Origin of the sequence: Arthrobacter sp. CAN_A1, from assembly GCF_015751665.1 — a bacterium.
Taxonomy (GTDB): domain Bacteria; phylum Actinomycetota; class Actinomycetes; order Actinomycetales; family Micrococcaceae; genus Arthrobacter_D.
This window is the reverse complement of sequence record NZ_JADOUR010000001.1, coordinates 185361-200322: the sequence shown is the minus strand read 5'-3', so window position 1 is coordinate 200322 and position 14962 is coordinate 185361. Positions and strand designations below refer to the sequence as shown.

General features: G+C 64.2%; 14 protein-coding genes and 3 tRNA genes. 10 read left to right on the top strand and 7 right to left on the bottom strand.

Annotated features, from left to right (window positions below; translation table 11 throughout):
• The first annotated feature begins 71 nt into the window (after window positions 1–71).
• Both IWX62_RS00985 and IWX62_RS00980 read left to right on the top strand, forming a co-directional pair.
• A complete protein-coding gene (locus IWX62_RS00985; protein WP_196839493.1) occupies window positions 72–1451 on the top strand; it encodes an MFS transporter in 1380 nt (459 codons plus the stop codon).
• A 3-nt stretch (window positions 1452–1454) separates the two neighbouring features.
• Complete coding sequence (locus IWX62_RS00980; RefSeq protein WP_442859221.1) at window positions 1455–2264, top strand: 3-hydroxybutyrate dehydrogenase; 810 nt, start codon at window positions 1455–1457, stop codon at window positions 2262–2264.
• Between the two features lie 61 nt (window positions 2265–2325).
• Here IWX62_RS00980 and IWX62_RS00975 read toward each other — a convergent pair whose 3' ends face one another.
• The gene (locus IWX62_RS00975) at window positions 2326–3777 is read right to left on the bottom strand and encodes an NCS2 family permease (RefSeq protein ID WP_196839831.1); all 1452 of its coding nucleotides are present in this window, start codon (window positions 3775–3777) and stop codon (window positions 2326–2328) included.
• Between the two features lie 125 nt (window positions 3778–3902).
• Between IWX62_RS00975 and IWX62_RS00970 the strand changes: the two genes are divergently transcribed.
• Window positions 3903–4511 carry a copper resistance CopC family protein gene (locus tag IWX62_RS00970; RefSeq protein WP_333483131.1) on the top strand — a complete coding sequence of 203 codons (609 nt, stop codon included), beginning with the start codon at window positions 3903–3905 and terminating at the stop codon, window positions 4509–4511.
• A gap of 27 nt (window positions 4512–4538) precedes the next feature.
• Here the strand turns inward: IWX62_RS00970 and IWX62_RS00965 are convergent, their stop codons facing one another.
• Window positions 4539–5174 (bottom strand): FAD-dependent monooxygenase, encoded by a 636-nt coding sequence (locus IWX62_RS00965; RefSeq protein WP_333483130.1) that lies wholly within the window; start codon window positions 5172–5174, stop codon window positions 4539–4541.
• Window positions 5175–5444: 270 nt separating this feature from the next.
• On the opposite strand from IWX62_RS00965, the gene IWX62_RS00960 reads away from it, so the two are divergent.
• Window positions 5445–6467 carry a universal stress protein gene (locus IWX62_RS00960; RefSeq protein WP_196839492.1) on the top strand — a complete coding sequence of 341 codons (1023 nt, stop codon included), beginning with the start codon at window positions 5445–5447 and terminating at the stop codon, window positions 6465–6467.
• A gap of 76 nt (window positions 6468–6543) precedes the next feature.
• On the opposite strand, the gene IWX62_RS00955 is transcribed toward IWX62_RS00960, so the two are convergent.
• The 3 genes from IWX62_RS00955 to IWX62_RS00945 all read right to left on the bottom strand — a co-directional run bounded on the left by IWX62_RS00955 (window position 6544) and on the right by IWX62_RS00945 (window position 9558).
• On the bottom strand, window positions 6544–8055 hold the full coding sequence (locus tag IWX62_RS00955) for a C40 family peptidase (RefSeq protein ID WP_196839491.1): 1512 nt from the start codon (window positions 8053–8055) through the stop codon (window positions 6544–6546).
• Between the two features lie 177 nt (window positions 8056–8232).
• Window positions 8233–9153: a cation diffusion facilitator family transporter gene (locus IWX62_RS00950; RefSeq protein WP_196839490.1), complete on the bottom strand. Its 921-nt coding sequence runs from the start codon at window positions 9151–9153 to the stop codon at window positions 8233–8235.
• A gap of 45 nt (window positions 9154–9198) precedes the next feature.
• A complete protein-coding gene (locus tag IWX62_RS00945) occupies window positions 9199–9558 on the bottom strand; it encodes a metallopeptidase family protein (protein WP_196839828.1) in 360 nt (119 codons plus the stop codon).
• A gap of 136 nt (window positions 9559–9694) precedes the next feature.
• Between IWX62_RS00945 and IWX62_RS00940 the strand changes: the two genes are divergently transcribed.
• The 3 genes from IWX62_RS00940 (at window position 9695) to IWX62_RS00930 (ending at window position 10060) form a co-directional block, all read left to right on the top strand.
• Window positions 9695–9767 (top strand) — tRNA-Glu (locus IWX62_RS00940).
• A gap of 86 nt (window positions 9768–9853) precedes the next feature.
• A tRNA-Asp gene (locus IWX62_RS00935) sits at window positions 9854–9927 on the top strand.
• A 57-nt stretch (window positions 9928–9984) separates the two neighbouring features.
• A tRNA-Phe gene (locus IWX62_RS00930) sits at window positions 9985–10060 on the top strand.
• 168 nt (window positions 10061–10228) lie between these two features.
• Here IWX62_RS00930 and IWX62_RS00925 read toward each other — a convergent pair.
• Both IWX62_RS00925 and IWX62_RS00920 read right to left on the bottom strand, forming a co-directional pair.
• Window positions 10229–10588, bottom strand: coding sequence for a YtxH domain-containing protein (locus IWX62_RS00925; RefSeq protein ID WP_196839489.1), 360 nt, complete (start codon window positions 10586–10588; stop codon window positions 10229–10231).
• Window positions 10589–10724: 136 nt separating this feature from the next.
• Complete coding sequence (locus IWX62_RS00920; RefSeq protein WP_196839488.1) at window positions 10725–11924, bottom strand: PucR family transcriptional regulator; 1200 nt, start codon at window positions 11922–11924, stop codon at window positions 10725–10727.
• 97 nt (window positions 11925–12021) lie between these two features.
• Between IWX62_RS00920 and IWX62_RS00915 the strand changes: the two genes are divergently transcribed.
• From IWX62_RS00915 to IWX62_RS00905, 3 genes are all read left to right on the top strand, one after another.
• The gene (locus tag IWX62_RS00915) at window positions 12022–13104 is read left to right on the top strand and encodes a ferredoxin reductase (RefSeq protein WP_196839487.1); all 1083 of its coding nucleotides are present in this window, start codon (window positions 12022–12024) and stop codon (window positions 13102–13104) included.
• A 13-nt stretch (window positions 13105–13117) separates the two neighbouring features.
• On the top strand, window positions 13118–14302 hold the full coding sequence (locus IWX62_RS00910) for a fatty acid desaturase family protein (protein WP_196839486.1): 1185 nt from the start codon (window positions 13118–13120) through the stop codon (window positions 14300–14302).
• 111 nt (window positions 14303–14413) lie between these two features.
• Window positions 14414–14944: a hypothetical protein gene (locus IWX62_RS00905; protein WP_196839485.1), complete on the top strand. Its 531-nt coding sequence runs from the start codon at window positions 14414–14416 to the stop codon at window positions 14942–14944.
• Window positions 14945–14962 lie beyond the last annotated feature (18 nt).

Genomic DNA, 14962 nt, shown 5'->3' with positions numbered 1-14962 from the left:
CCAGGAAGTGACAGCAGTCACAGCACCCCCAGTTCATTCAGGTGTCACCGCCGACACAGAAGGAGATCGTCATGAGCGTCAATCAACGCTCCACTCAATCCGGCCAGGACCGGACCGAAACCTCAGGACTCAAAAAGGTTGTTGCCGCCTCGATGGTGGGAACGGTCGTCGAGTGGTACGAGTTCTTCCTGTACGCCACCGCTGCCACCCTCGTCTTCGCAGTAGTGTTCTTCCCCAACGCCGCAACCCCACTGGATGGCATCATCGCGGCGTTCCTGACCTACGCCGTCGGCTTCATTGCCCGGCCGCTCGGGGGAATCTTCTTCGGCCAGATTGGTGACAAGCTCGGCCGCAAGCACACCCTGCAGGTGACCATCATTCTGGTGGGCGTTGCCACCTTCCTGATGGGCTGCCTGCCCGGCTTCAACTCGATCGGCTACTGGGCGCCAGCCCTGCTGGTGGTCCTGCGTTTCGTCCAGGGCTTCGCCGTCGGCGGTGAATGGGGTGGTGCAGTTCTGCTGGTAGCCGAGCACAGCCCCAACAAGTCCCGTGGCTTCTGGGCGAGCTGGCCGCAGGCCGCGGTCCCGGTAGGAAACCTGCTGGCCACCGTGGTACTCCTGACGATGTCCTTCATCCTCCCCGAGGATGAATTCCTCGCGTGGGGCTGGCGGGTAGCGTTCTGGCTGTCGGCGGTCATCGTGGTGATTGGCTACTACATCCGCACCCACGTCAGTGAGGCGCCGATCTTCCTTGAAGCCCGCGAGCAGGTTGAACGCGAAAAGTCGATCAACTACGGCGTGCTCGAGGTTGTCAGGAAGTACCCCCGCGGCATCCTCGGCGCCATGGGTCTGCGCTTCGCCGAGAACATCCTCTACTACATCATCGTCAGCTTCTCGATCGTGTACCTGAAGACTGTTCACGAGTACGACACCAGCCAGCTACTCCTCGCACTGCTGATCGCCCACGTGGTCCACTTCCTCGTGATCCCGCAGGTGGGCCGGCTGTCCGACCGCTTCGGCCGCAAACCGGTGTACCTGGCCGGGGCAATCCTCGGCGCAACCTGGGCGTTCTTCGCCTTCCCGATGTTCGACACCCAGAACCCGGTCATCATTATTCTGGCAGTCACCATTGGCCTGTGCTTCCACGCGCTGATGTACGCTGGCCAGCCGGCCATCATGGCCGAGATGTTCCCCACCCGGATGCGCTATTCGGGGGTGTCCCTCGGCTACCAGGTGACCTCGATCATCGCCGGGTCGATGGCGCCGATCATCGCCACAGCCATCCTGCAGGAGACCGGTTCGTGGGTGGGCGTCGCCCTGTACGTCCTGGGCGCCTGTGCGGTGACCGCGATCGCGGTAATCACCCTCCGCGAAACCAAGGGCATCTCCCTGCGTGACGTTGATGCCGAGGATGCTCAGCGGCACGGCATCAAGGTCCTGAAGGACAGCTGAGTCATGGCGCAGATAACACAGCTCGACGACGGCGTAGCGCCGGCCCGTGACGCGGGCGCTACGCTGACCCGGCCGCTCACCGGCCGTCGGGCGCTGGTCACCGGCGCCGCGAGTGGGATTGGCGCTGCCACGGCCCGCCTGTTGGCAGCGCAGGGCGCCTACGTGATCGTCGCGGACCGCGACGGCGACGGCGCCGCGGCCCTCGCGCAGGAGATTGGCGGGGAGCCGTGGACGGTTGACCTGCTGCAGACCGGCGGCCTGGAAGACCTCACCCTCGACGTCGACATTCTGGTGAACAACGCCGGAATCCAGACGGTCAGTCCCATCCACGAGTTCGACCCAGCGGATTTCCGGCGCATCCATACCCTCATGCTGGAGGCACCGTTCCTGCTGATTCGTGCAGTGCTGCCGGGAATGTACAGCAGGGGATTTGGGCGGGTCATCAACCTGTCCTCGATCCACGGGCTGCGGGCGTCGCCGTTCAAATCCGCTTACGTCTCCGCGAAGCATGGCCTGGAGGGGCTGTCCAAGGTGACAGCGCTCGAAGGCGGGCCCCACGGGGTGACCAGCAACTGCGTGAACCCCGGCTACGTGAGGACCCCGCTGGTCGAAAATCAGATTGCCGACCAGGCCCGCCTCCACGGGATCAGCGAGGACGATGTGCTGTCCACCATCATGCTGACGGAGAGTGCCATCAAACGGATGGTGGAACCTGCCGAGGTGGCCGGGCTGGTGTGCTGGTTGGCATCGGACACTGCCGGCATGGTGACCGGTTCGTCCTATGTGATGGACGGCGGTTGGTCGGCCCGCTGAGCTCCCGCAGGCTGGGTTGGCGCAGGAACGGGTTGGCCACCGTTCCTGCGCCGGCCAGTCCCTAGCGCAGGCCCAGCATCAGTTCGATTGGCCCGATCCCGAAGAACACCACAAAGGCGCCTGCGACAGCCCACATCAGCGGGTGGATTTCCCGGGCCCGGCCCTGGAAGGTGCGCACCAGCACGTACGCGATGAACCCGGCGCCTAGGCCGTTGGCAATCGAGTAGGTAAATGGCATCAGGATGAAGGTCAGGAAGGCCGGGATGGCGACGCCCCAGTCCTCCCAGTCGATCCTGCCGACCTGTGCCACCATCATGAACCCGACGACGACGAGCGCCGGGGCGACCGCTTCGAAGGGCACCAGCGAAATCAGCGGGGTAAAGAACATGGCGAGCAGGAACAGCACACCGGTGACGATGTTGGCGATACCGGTGCGGGCGCCCTCACCGATTCCGGCACCCGATTCGACATAGATCTGGTTGGACGACACCGACCCGGCGCCGCCAGCAACGGCGCCCAGGGCGTCGACAACAAGGACCCGGTTGACGCCGGGAATGTTGCCCTTCCTGTCCACGAGCTTCGCCTCATTGGCCAGGCCCACCATGGTCCCCATCGCGTCGAAGAAGATGCTCAGCAGGATGGTGAACGTCAGAAGCAGGGCAGCGGTGGCACCGATGGAGCCAAAAGCACCGAAGAGACTGACGTTTCCGATCAGCGACAGGTCCGGTATGCCAACCCAGGATCCGGTAGGAAGTTCGGGGACCACCAGGGACCAGCCCTGGGCGTTGGCGCCGTCCGGCCCAACGCTGGGTCCCACATTGGCCACGGCTTCGACCACGACCGCGAGGATGGTGGAGGCGATCACGCCGATCAGGATCCCGCCCCGTACCTTGCGGACCACCAGGGCGATGGTCAGGATGAGACCGAACACGAAGACCAGCGTTGGCCAACCCAGCAGGGCGCCCTCGAAGCCGAGACCTACCGGGACAGTGGTTTGCGCAACGTCGGGGACCCGGCGGACAAACCCCGCGTTGACGAGGCCGATCAACGCGATGAACAAACCGATGCCCACCACGATGGCGGTCTTGAGGCTCTCCGGGACCGCGTTGAACACCGCTGTCCGGAAACCGGTGAGGACGAGGATCAGCATAGTGAGTCCGGCCAACACCACCAGTCCCATCACCTGCGGCCAGGTTAGCTCAGGGTTGGTCGCCACGGTGATGGCAACGAAGGCGTTCACGCCAAGGCCGGTGGCCAGGGCGAACGGGTACTTGGCCCAGGCGCCCATCACGATGGTCAGAATTCCCGCCACGAGAGCAGTCACCGCGGCAACCCGCTCAAATCCCAGTTCGGCTCCCGAGGAGTCGACCCCGGCCAGGATCAAGGGATTAAGGACCACGATGTAGCTCATCGCGAAGAAGGTGGCCACCCCGCCGCGGATTTCGCGCGCATAGGTGCTGCCGCGTTGTGAGACTTCGAAATAGCGGTCCAGTACGGAACCCTTTTTGAGCATGGTCATTCCTCGAACGATGGGGGGTGGTCTGCGGGATGATTCTATCCGTTGTGCGTGGTGAGCACTTCTGTGTGACGCGCCGACCCTCCCAGCCAGCTGACAGCACCGGCACGTAGAGTTGGAGCATGAGTACTACCTACCCCGCAGCCGCACGTGCCGCCGTCGGCCAGTCCCTCCTGAGGGTTCCCGCCCTGATAGCCGCGATGCTGATGGTCGCGCTGATGGCCGCGCTCGGTTCCGCCTCGGCGGCCAGCGCCCACGACGAACTGGCGGGCAGCAATCCTGAGTCCGGCGCGAGTGTTGAGGCGCTCCCGGCAGCGGTGGAGCTGACATTCTCCAGTGTTCCGTCAGGAATCGGCTCGGAGGTGGAAATCCTTGACGCGGACGGCGAGAACTGGGCGGAGGGCGACGTCTCGATAGTCAACCGGGTGGCCAGCCAGCCCGTCCGGGCAGGTGCTCCGGCAGGGGAATACACCGTCAACTGGCGCGTGGTCTCCTCCGACTCCCACCCGATTGAGGGTAGTTTCGCTTTCACCGCGGCGGCCGGCGCTGCAGGGCAGACCCCCGGAGCCTCGGTCGGTACGCAGGGTCCAATCGAAATAGAGCAGGCCGAGCAGACAGCCGATGGGGACTTTCCCTGGAGCATCGTGGTGATGGTGGTAGTCCTGATCGGACTGGCAGTGGTTTTGGCTGTCACAGCGCGCAAGAAGTTGCGCCAGGGCTCCGACTCCTAAGACTGGCGCCGGATCGTCAGGAAGCGTTCAGGCGCCCAGCGCGCGCTGCATGGGTAGGAGCGAAGGGTGTTGCACGATCGCGGTGCTCACCAGCTTCGCCTGCCGGACAATCTCGCGGGTGGTGGGGCTCAGAAGCTCCCCCACCCCCACCAGATGCAGACCAATCGCCTGCGCAGCTGCCTTGAGGTCGTGTCCGACAGCCAGTCCGAGAGACAGCAGAAACCGTCGCAGCTGGTTCTGGGGGTACTTGGTCAGGACTACGTGATCCGCCAGCAGGACGCCGTTGCCCGTCTGAACGGCCCATTTTTTGGTGCCCAGCACCGGGGCGGGAAGCAAGAGCGAGTGGCCCACCATGCAGAGGTTCTCGGCGATCGTGCTGTGTCTGATGTCGAGTGAATGGCTACTGGCATAGCCGCGCAGGAGCCGGAGCAACTCGGTTCGCTCCGACAGGGACACCGAATCGGTCATGACCGTCCGGGATAGTTGACCCGTGTCGACCGCTTCCATGCATTCAACAACGATGGATTCGATTCCGCGCCGGCTGAGCTCACTGGCGACAGCCAATCCGGACAGCCCCGACCCGATGACCACCGTGGTGGTGAGCTCCGCGCCGCCGTGCGCGTCTGAGCGCGTGGCCACGGATCCGGGCAACGGCAAACTCACAGGGTAAACCTCCGGGGGAAGGAGTAATTCCGCACGGCCCGGCGCCTCTTCCGGGCCGTGCGGACACTTGGCTGCGAACGGGTCAACCAAGCGCACCTCGTGACCTATCCGAACCAACTGCAGCTCAAACAAGTAACGATTTCTCGAAGCCTATATAACTTTGGCCACGGTGAATAGTCCTGTGCGGGAGAGTAGTCTTTGAAATAGTTCGTCGGCGGTCTCCGATCGCTTATCGAACGCAGGAAATTGTGACCGCAGAGAGGCGTGGCCATGGAAAAGGCACAGTCCGAGAATGGTGTAAACAGTCTCTACGGCAGCGGGATCGTGGTCGGCGTGGACGGCTCCGACCAGAGCCAATGCGCCCTCGTCTGGGCCGCTCACGAGGCAGCCCGCAGGGGCACCCGTTTGAGCGTCGTCACCGCCTACACCGTTCCAGTGTTCGCCGCCTCCAGCATGGATGCCGGCTATGCGACCATCGACGACGCCGTCATCCGCGAGGGCGCCCAGGCGGTATTGAATCAGGCCGTCGCCCGGATCGGGGAACTCCCCATCGAGATCGACCCACGGGTTGAATCAGGTGATGCAGCGGGAGTCCTGTTGGAACTGTCGGAGGAAGCCGAACTGATTGTTGTTGGCTCTCGAGGCCGGGGAGGGTTTGTCGGGCGCCTGCTGGGTTCGGTGAGCAGCGCAGTGCCCGCCCACGCGAAGTGCCCCACGGTTGTGATCCCGCTCTGCGCCGCACGGCGTTTTGGTGACGCGGGGGTTGAGCCGCCCAAAACGAAGGGTGAGCCAGGGCCTACTGCGGCTGACGTGGAGCGCGTGGTGGTGGTGGGTGTTGACGGCTCGGAGCAGGCCCGGATGGCTTCGCTTGCTGCCGCGGAGCAAGCCGTATCGCGGGGGATGCCGCTGCGAGTGGTCTGCTCCCTGCCACCCTTCACCGGGTCGCTGGCCTGGGTTCCGGCGCCGTTGGACCGTGAAGCGCTTCACGCAGACATCCGGGTCTCCCTGGATGCGGGGAAGTCCTGGCTGCAAAGTCATTTCCCGGGCTTGGAGATCTCCGTTGAGCTACTCGATGGTCCACCGGTCGAGGTGCTGATCGAGAATTCGCGGACGTCGGAACTGCTGGTGGTGGGAACACGGGGGCGGGGCGGGTTCGCTGGAATGCTGATGGGTTCCACGAGCCAGGGAGTGCTTCATCACGCCAAGGGGCCGGTGCTCGTGGTTCCCGACAGCAATGATCCGCGGCTGCTCGACCGCGAGAACTTCGGCCCGATGGTTGCCCCGACCAGCTAGTCCCGGACAGCCTGATCCCCGCGGGAGGAGCACAGGCGGACCGGGGTTCCGGGTGGTGAGGTCCGGATCCGTCCGGTTAGAACCTGGCGACCATCGGGTACAGGTTCGGCATTCCACCCATGTGCGCCAGGTCGGTGACCAGGATGCCCTGCGACTCGTTGAGTGCGTTGACTACCTTGTTGTTGCCGAGGTAAATACCGACATGGTAGAAATTCCCGGGCGATCCCCAGAACACCAGATCGCCGGGCTGTGCCTGCGCGAGTGGGACGTGCTTGGAGCTTGCTGCGTATTGGGCGGTCGCCACGCGCGGCAAGGAGATGCCGGCTGAAGCGAAGGCTTGCTGGACCAGCCCCGAGCAGTCGAAGCCCCGCGGTCCCGTTCCACCCCACTGGTAGAAGTTTGGCGAACCTGTCTTCGACATGGCGAAGTTGATTGCGGCTGAGACCGAGCCGCCGTTCGAGGGCGGCGGTGCGGGTGCAGGAGTGGGCGCCGGTGCCGGAGCCGGAGCGGGTGCGGGTGCCGGCGCAGGTGCTGGGGGTGCCGGAGCTGGAGCCGGGGGGCGGGGCGAGGGTGTGGTGGGCGGCGCCGGTGCAGGTGTTGCGGGTGCGGGTGCGGGTGCGGGTGCGGGTGCCGGAGGCGTCGGCGCGACTGGCCGGTCCACGGCCGGTGGGCTGGGTGCCGGGGCCGGTGCCTCGGTGGTGGGGGCTGGCGGCAGGATGGTGGCGGGCACGGACTGCTGCATAGCTGCCGGAGCGTCGTTGGACCGTTGCGCGGCGGCCTCTGCAGCGCGCTCAGATTCCGCGATGATCTCGGCGAGCTCCAGCTCGCGCTGCTGGGCCTCCAGCCCGGAGATGCGTTGCTCCTCAAGCGCTGCGGTGGTGTTGCGCAGCTCAGCGAGCTGGTCGACCAGGATGGTGCGCTCGGCCTGCCGTTCCTCCAGCTGACGGGCCGCCGCATCAGTGGCACGCTGGTTGTCCTCCCCAGCCAGTTGAGCCGTTTCGGCTGCGTCAGCTGCCGCCTGCCGGGCTGCAGCAGCATCGAGGCGGAGCGCTTCCCAGGTCTTGGCCGCGGTTTGGGCGTTGGTGAATGTGGTGGCCCGGTTCGCTGACAGACCATACATCGTGGAGGCCCGCGTCATGATTTCGTCGGGGTTCTCGCCGCTGAGGAGCATGGTCATGCCGGGAGTGACCCCGCCCGAGCGGTACAGGTCACCGGCCAGCTGCCCTACCTCGACTGACGCGGCGTCGTGGGTCAAGGCGGCCTCTTCGGCCAGTGCCGTGGTGGCAACAGCTGTGGCACGGCGTTCCTCGAGGACAGCGAGGGCGTCAATGTACGCACCCTGGGACTGCATCGCTGTCGTTTGGGCATCCTGAAGATTCGAGGTTGCTGTCGAGAGAATTCCCTCAATTTCGTCCACCAACGCGGCCTTCGCCGTCGTGCTATCCAGCGCATCGGAGATCTCTGCCGGTGTGGGGATCACAGCTGTGGGAGTGGCGTTAGTGGCGGGGGCAGCGACCGAGGGGGTGAGACCGGCGCCGCTCAGCAGGACTGCCGCGGCGAGGACGCCGGCTGCTTTGAAGGAGGGCATGCGCCGCTTTCCTGATGACTGCACTATTCCCCAAATCCTCGCGCGGCGTGTTACACAACAGTCACGACAATAAGGGGATGTGTGTCACTTTAGCAACATTGGTCACACAGGTACCATAAACAACAGTCGTGTCATTTGGCGGCTTTAGCCGGCGGCGTGTCGCATTTTCCCGTCAGCTCAGGCATGCTGGCGGCTTTCGTGGATTGCGTGTTCGGCGGGCTCGAGCTGGAAGGTGCAGTGCTGGGTATCGAAATGGTCACGGAGGCAATGGGTGAGCCGGTCGAGTACCTGATCCAAGCCCTCGGCATTGAGTGTTGCGCCGTCGACCACCACGTGCGCCGAGAAGACCGGCACGCCGGAGGTGATGGTCCAGGCGTGAATGTCGTGAACACCCACCACGCCGCGAACCCCCAGGATGTGGCTGCGAATCATCTCGGAGTCGACTCCCTTGGGGGCTGATTCGAGCAGCACATTGATGACGTCCCGCAGGAGACTCCAGGCCCGCGGCAGGATCATCAGGGCGATGGCTATCGATGCGAGGGTATCGGCGGGAAGGTAGCCGGTCGTTGCGATCACGACGGCAGCGATGATCACCGCCACCGAACCCAACAGGTCGCCCAACACTTCAAGGTAGGCGCCCCGGAGGTTCAGGCTTTCCGCTTGCCCGCCCCGAAGGATGAGGAGGCATGCGAGGTTGGCGACCGCACCAATTACCGCTGTGACGATCATGACGTCGGAGCGGATATCCGGGCTTGTGTTGAAGCGGCGTAGCGCCTCGATGAGAATCACGACGGCGATCACCACCAGGATGATCGCGTTTGCCAGCGCGGCGAGAACCTCGGCCCGCTGGTACCCATAGGTGCTCCGCCGGGTCGCGGGACGGGTAGCTATCCATGAGGCAAAGAGGGCAATCGAGACCCCCGCAGCGTCAGAAAGCATATGACCCGCATCGGCGAGCAGGGCCAGCGAGCCGGACCAGACGGCCCCCACTACCTGGACCAGGACAACTGACAGGGTGATGGCGACGACGACAATCAGTTTCCGGCGATGCCTCCCGGTTGCTGTGCCCTGGGGTAACCCGTGATCATGCGCGTTCATAGGGTCAAGTATCCGCTGTCCGGGTTGACCGGCGCGAGCGGGGCGTTACCCCCAGCCCAGCTCGTGCAGCCGCGCGTCGTCGATCCCAAAGTGATGCGCCACCTCGTGAATGACGGTGATGAGGATTTCCTCGATGAGTTCCTCCCGGGTCTCGCAGTGACGGAGGAGCGGCTGGCGGAAGATGCTGATGCTGTCCGGCAGGGAGCCCGCCTCCCACCAGGAATCGCGTTCGGTGAGGGGCGTGCCCTCGTAGAGTCCGAGCAATTCAGTGTCGGGGTCCTCGCCGGGGCCCGGCTCGTATTCTTCGCGGACGAAGATCGCCACATTGTTCATCATGCGCATCAGATCCTCGGGAATCTGGTCGATCGCGTCATCCACGGCAGACTCAAAGTCGTCAAGGGTCATCTCGATGGGCACACAGTTGACTGTACCGTTGGGTAGCTCCGGGATGGGCCGGGTTCCGTTTTGTGGAATCGCGATGCAGGCCCTATAGTTTTATAGGTCCACAGCGGAGGAGAATTACCTGCCTCGTGTGGTCCTGGCCCCCATCGTCTAGCGGCCTAGGACACCGCCCTTTCACGGCGGCGGCACGGGTTCGAATCCCGTTGGGGGTACGCAAGAGAAGATCAACTCGGAGCACTTTGAGGCGGTCAGAAAGCGGCAGAGATGCTGGTAGGCTAAAACTCTTGCAAAAAAGCAAGGCCCTGTAGCGCAGTTGGTTAGCGCGCCGCCCTGTCACGGCGGAGGTCGCGGGTTCAAGTCCCGTCAGGGTCGCTCAGGTTTGCCAGCTTCGGCTGGTCGACTGCGGTGACTGTCGTAGGATAGTTGCACGGCTCTGTAGCTCAGTTGGTAGAGCGTTCGACTGAAAATCGAAAGGTCACCGGATCGACGCCGGTCGGAGCCACCAGTGTTGGACAAAGTTTTGGGATACTGAAAACCCCGCTCGTTCTTCGGAATGAGCGGGGTTTTTTGTTGTCTGGGACCAGGCGGGATGGCTGAAGTGCCAAGGAAAATGCCCCGCACCCGTTGACTACGGGGTGCGGGGCATCAGCCATCGTGCCGGACGTCAATCCAATTAGACGGTGTCGGGGCGGGTATCGTCGTCCTGGTTCTGGAACGGCGTGTCCTCGACCTTGGCGGGGTTGCCGCCGCTGGGGCCGGTTGAGCCCTTGGCGTTGTCGGCCTTGTCGCTGCGGTGCAGCGCTCCGGTGACGGTCTCCTTGGCCTTCTTGACGGCGTCGCCAGCCTGTTCCTGGACCTCGGGCATTTTGTGCTTCAGAGTGGAAGCGGTGTCCGCGACGGTCTCCTGGACCTTCGGGTTATTCCACAGCTCGTCCGCTCGCGTCTTGAGCTTGTCGTAGCTGTCCCTGCCGGCACGCGAGCCGAGCACATAGCCGGCGGCCATGCCTGCTGCGAATACAAGTTTGTTCTTCAAGATGGTGCTCCTATCTGATAGTCCAAGGGTTCCAAAGGAAGGGTTGCTGGGCCGACGCTAGCCGGCGCATCCAGCAATCTCCTAAGTAACCTTAGTTTATATTGGGGTCGACTGACAGGTTATCGCTGTCAGGTCGTCACCGTCGGCCAGCATTCAACGCCAGCTGCAATTCGAACCGGACCTGCGGGTTCTCGAGATCGTCGCCGAAGACCTCCCTGAGTTGCGCCAGCCGATATCCCACTGTCTGGGGATGAATCTGCAGCTCAGCGGCAATGGGGGCACGCTGCCCCCAGTGCTTGAGCCATGACAGCAGCGTCTGTACCAGCCGTTCCCGCTGGGCGGGGCGCATTCCGTCCAGCGGCGACAGCCGCCGCTGGGCCAGCTCGGTGATTGCCGTGGGTTCGGCACCGAGGATCACCTCCGCCAGATGCTCGTCTGCCCAGACCGGCGGGTCCGCCGCCCCTTCACGGGGCGGAAACACTGTGGCGGCCAGGACAGCCAACCGCAGCGAATCGGGCACCCGCTCCCAACCGCAGGCCGGGCCGACGGCGGCAGACCTCCCCTCGAGCGCTGACGACAGCTGCCGCCGCGCCAGCGGGGTATCCCGGGTGGGTATGAGGACCACCGCATCGGTTTCCCGCTCCACCAGGAGTGAACCAGGATCGAGTTGGCGGCGCAGGCCGGCGGCCCGGTCGAGGGGCAGGGTGACTACGGTGAGCAGCGCGGGCAAAGCCCAGTCAGCCATCGACGCCGCCTGCCGCAGCGCCGCTTCGTCTGCCTGACCCAGCAGCAGCAGTTCAAGCAGTTCGGTCCGACGTCGGTCAACAGCTCCAGCACGCTCGGACTGCTCATACGCATAGGCCTCGGCACTCACCGCGGACAGCTCGTCGATGTACGCGAGGATTGACTCACCCAGGTTCACCACCACGTCAAGACCCAGATCCTGCTTCATGGAGATCCGCGACATCTCACGGAACGTCACGCGCGCACCCATCCGGTAAGCGCTCAGCAGGGCATCCATGCTGCGCCCCTGCCGGAACTCGCCACTCCCCAGCCCAGCCACCAGCTGCCTGCTTTCCTCGGACAGCGCAGGCAGCCGCGTCCCGGGGAGTTGCAGGAACCGCTCCAGCGCAACAGCTACCCCTCGGCGGAGACCTCTACCAAACCGGCCCTCAATGGGGCGGGCATAGGTAGGAACCAATTGCGGCACCGCTTCGATGATCGCTTCGACCACCCCCGGCATCATCGGCCGGAGCAGTGCGCTGATCTCCCCTGGAAGGGCCAGCCAGGGTGGTTCCAACGCAATACTCGCGGCGTCAGGCGGCGTAGAACTCATGGAAAGCCTCGAAGATTGTTCCGACAGGATAGTTTTCTTTGCTCAATCGTATGTCCTGCTAGGAGAAGTCAGCCTGTAGATATCCTAGAATTGGAGGATGATTCGGCTCCGTCGGTTGGCCCGCGCCGCATCCGTCCTCACCACTCCTCTCGCCGCAGAAGACGTTCTTGCGCTCTTCAACCCGGTGTACTCGAGTCGTCAGCTACGCGGTGTGGTTACTAAGGTTGTGCCCGAAACTCCTGACTCGGTCACCATCCACTTCCATCCCGGGTGGGGTTGGAAAGCCCATCAGGCCGGCCAATGGGCGCGGATCGGTGTGGAACTGAACGGTGTCCGCCACTGGCGGTCCTACTCCCTGAGCGCTGCCGCCGGGGAAGACCCCGCCATCACCGTCACCGACGCCGGAGCGGTCTCCGGCGTGCTGGTGCGCAACACCAAACCCGGCGACGTCCTCTTCCTGGCCCCACCGCAGGGTGAGTTTGTGCTCCCCGAACACCCTCGTCCCCTCCTGATGCTCACGGCTGGAAGTGGAATCACCCCGGTGATGTCCATGGTCCGCACCCTGGTTCCGCGCCGCCCGGACGCCGACGTCGTCCTGATCCACTCAGCCCGGACCCCCGGCGACAGTCTCTTCCGTGAAGAGTTGAACGAACTGGCCGACCAGTTTTCGAACCTCCGGGTCACCCACCTGTTCACCGGCGAGCGGGGCCGGCTGAACTTCGGCTCCGACGCCGACCTCGGCGAGCTGTGCCCGGACTGGCGGGACCGCGCGGCCTACGCATGCGGCCCCGAAGAATTCCTCGATGACGCCGAGGCGCTCTGGGCCGCGCAGCCTGCACTGGCAGCCGGCGAGGGAACCGCTGGGCGGAGCACCCTCACCATTGAACGGTTCAGCACCAATCTCGCTGGCGGCGACGGCCACGACGGCGGACTGGTTCAGTTCGAGGCGTCTGACCGCGAGGTTGAAGCCGACGGCGACACACCACTGCTCGACGTCGGCGAAGACGCTGGCGTACTGATGCCCAGCGGATGCCGAATGGGTATTTGCCATAGTTGTCTCACCCCGCTGCGTGCCGGCCAGGTACGCGATCTTCGTACGGGGGAAGTCCATGGGGAACCTGGCCAACTAATTCAGACGTGTGTTTCGGCAGCCGCCGGACCCGTCAATCTGGACCTTTAAGGAGCACCACCGCATGACGACACTGACTGAACGCACCGAAACTAAGCCTGCAGTTACCCGGCCCGGGGCGCTCGCCGCCACCGGGCATCCCCTGGTGCGTCCACCAGCGGCGGCGCATCTTTCCGATGAGCAGGTAGCTGAGCTGGGCCGGGAGCTCGATGCGGTCCGCGACGAGGTGCTGGCCAAGCGCGGAGCCACCGACGCTGCGTACATTCGGCGGGTCATCAAGGTGCAGCGCGGGCTCGAGATCGCCGGCCGCGCCTCGCTTCTTGTCGGCCGCAACAAGGCCGCCTGGGTGGCCGGTACGGCGATGCTCAGCGTCGCGAAGATCCTTGAGAACATGGAAATCGGCCACAATGTGCTCCACGGACAGTGGGACTGGATGCGGGATCCCGACATTCACTCCACCACCTGGGAGTGGGACTTCGTTACCCCGGCGAGGTCGTGGCAGCACACCCACAACGACCTGCACCACCGCTGGACCAACGTGGTCGGCAAGGACCGCGACGTCGGCTACAACCTCCTGCGGATGGACGCCGATCAGCCATGGACCCCCTTCAACCTGGGCAACCCGCTGTACAACGCCATTCTTGCCCCAGTCTTTGAATGGGGAATCGCGCTCTACGACCTGGAGATCCCCGAGTACAAAGAGGGCCTGAAGTCCAAGGAGGACATGTCACGCGACCTCAAGGCGGTTGGCGTCAAGGCTGTGAAACAGTTCACCAAGGACTACGCCGCCACTCCCGCCGTCGCCATGCTCACCGGGTCGGGCAAGCAGGCGCTCTATGGGACGCTAGCGGCCAACGCGATCCGTAACGTGTGGGCGCATGCTGTTATCTTCTGCGGGCACTTCCCGGAGGGGACGGACACGTTCACCGAGGAAATGGTCGAGGGTGAGACCCGCGGTGACTGGTACGTCCGCCAGATGATTGGTTCAGCCAATATCTCCGGCTCGAAGTTCATGCACCTGATGACCGGCAACCTGTCCCACCAGGTGGAACACCACTGCTTCCCCGACCTGCCCTCGAACCGGTACGCCGAGGTGGCGGTGAAGGTTAAGGAAATCTGCAACCGCTACGGTCTGCCGTACACCACCGGACCCCTTCCCAAGCAGGTGGCCTCTACCTGGGCCAAGGTCTTCAAGCTTGCTCTTCCCGACACGGGCAGGTTCGCCCTGCGGAAGAAGGCGACCGCCTGATCGGGTAGTCAGCACCCGCCAAGAAAAGCGCCCCGGTCAAGGAGAAGACCGGGGCGCTCGCGCGTTAAGTAACATGTCAGTGGGTAGCCAGCCGGATCAGGAGTTCCTTGGGTGTTGAGATCGCGTGTCGCAGTAGGTGCCGTCGGTGCATTGGCACTGGCATTGTCACTCACCGGCTGCGGAGCCTCCGTCCCGGAGACAGCTGGCACCTCCATCGAACTCCCTGACATCCTCACCGAGACTCCCACCGCCGACCCCACCGCACCGTCCCCGGACGCCTCATCGGACCCGTCGGAACCGGACGACTCCTTTTTTGCGCCAGCGGAATCGGGCAGCGCCGAGGAGGCCGAAACCACTACCGAGGACTGCGTCATCGTGGCCGCCGGGGTGTCGTCAATTCTCCTGGCACCGCTGAGTTTCATGGGCGCCTCCGACGCCGAAACTGTCGAACGCCTCCACAAACAGATTGACGATGTTCAGTCAATGGTCCCGCCGGCGCTCGCCAGCGACTTCGACCGGTTGCAGGATGTTGTCACTGCCAGCACGAAGGACGGGGGGAGCTTCGACGAAAGCTCCTACCGGGAGGCAGTCGAGCCCATCGAAGCCTGGCTGCATCAGCACTGCAGCAAATCCCTTCAGTAGCCAGCGCCGACAGCGTTC

Bases quoted from the DNA above. Each gene is read 5' to 3' on its own strand.
- IWX62_RS00955 (WP_196839491.1), bottom strand. From the start codon at position 8,055: ATGCCCTCCTTCAAAGCAGCCGGCGTCCTCGCCGCGGCAGTCCTGCTG.
- IWX62_RS00920 (WP_196839488.1), bottom strand. From the start codon at position 11,924: ATGAGTTCTACGCCGCCTGACGCCGCGAGTATTGCGTTGGAACCACCC.
- IWX62_RS00980 (WP_442859221.1), top strand. From the start codon at position 1,455: ATGGCGCAGATAACACAGCTCGACGACGGCGTAGCGCCGGCCCGTGAC.
- IWX62_RS00950 (WP_196839490.1), bottom strand. From the start codon at position 9,153: ATGAACGCGCATGATCACGGGTTACCCCAGGGCACAGCAACCGGGAGG.
- IWX62_RS00970 (WP_333483131.1), top strand. From the start codon at position 3,903: ATGAGTACTACCTACCCCGCAGCCGCACGTGCCGCCGTCGGCCAGTCC.
- IWX62_RS00945 (WP_196839828.1), bottom strand. From the start codon at position 9,558: ATGACCCTTGACGACTTTGAGTCTGCCGTGGATGACGCGATCGACCAG.
- IWX62_RS00910 (WP_196839486.1), top strand. From the start codon at position 13,118: ATGACGACACTGACTGAACGCACCGAAACTAAGCCTGCAGTTACCCGG.
- IWX62_RS00975 (WP_196839831.1), bottom strand. From the start codon at position 3,777: ATGCTCAAAAAGGGTTCCGTACTGGACCGCTATTTCGAAGTCTCACAA.
- IWX62_RS00915 (WP_196839487.1), top strand. From the start codon at position 12,022: ATGATTCGGCTCCGTCGGTTGGCCCGCGCCGCATCCGTCCTCACCACT.
- IWX62_RS00985 (WP_196839493.1), top strand. From the start codon at position 72: ATGAGCGTCAATCAACGCTCCACTCAATCCGGCCAGGACCGGACCGAA.
- IWX62_RS00960 (WP_196839492.1), top strand. From the start codon at position 5,445: ATGGAAAAGGCACAGTCCGAGAATGGTGTAAACAGTCTCTACGGCAGC.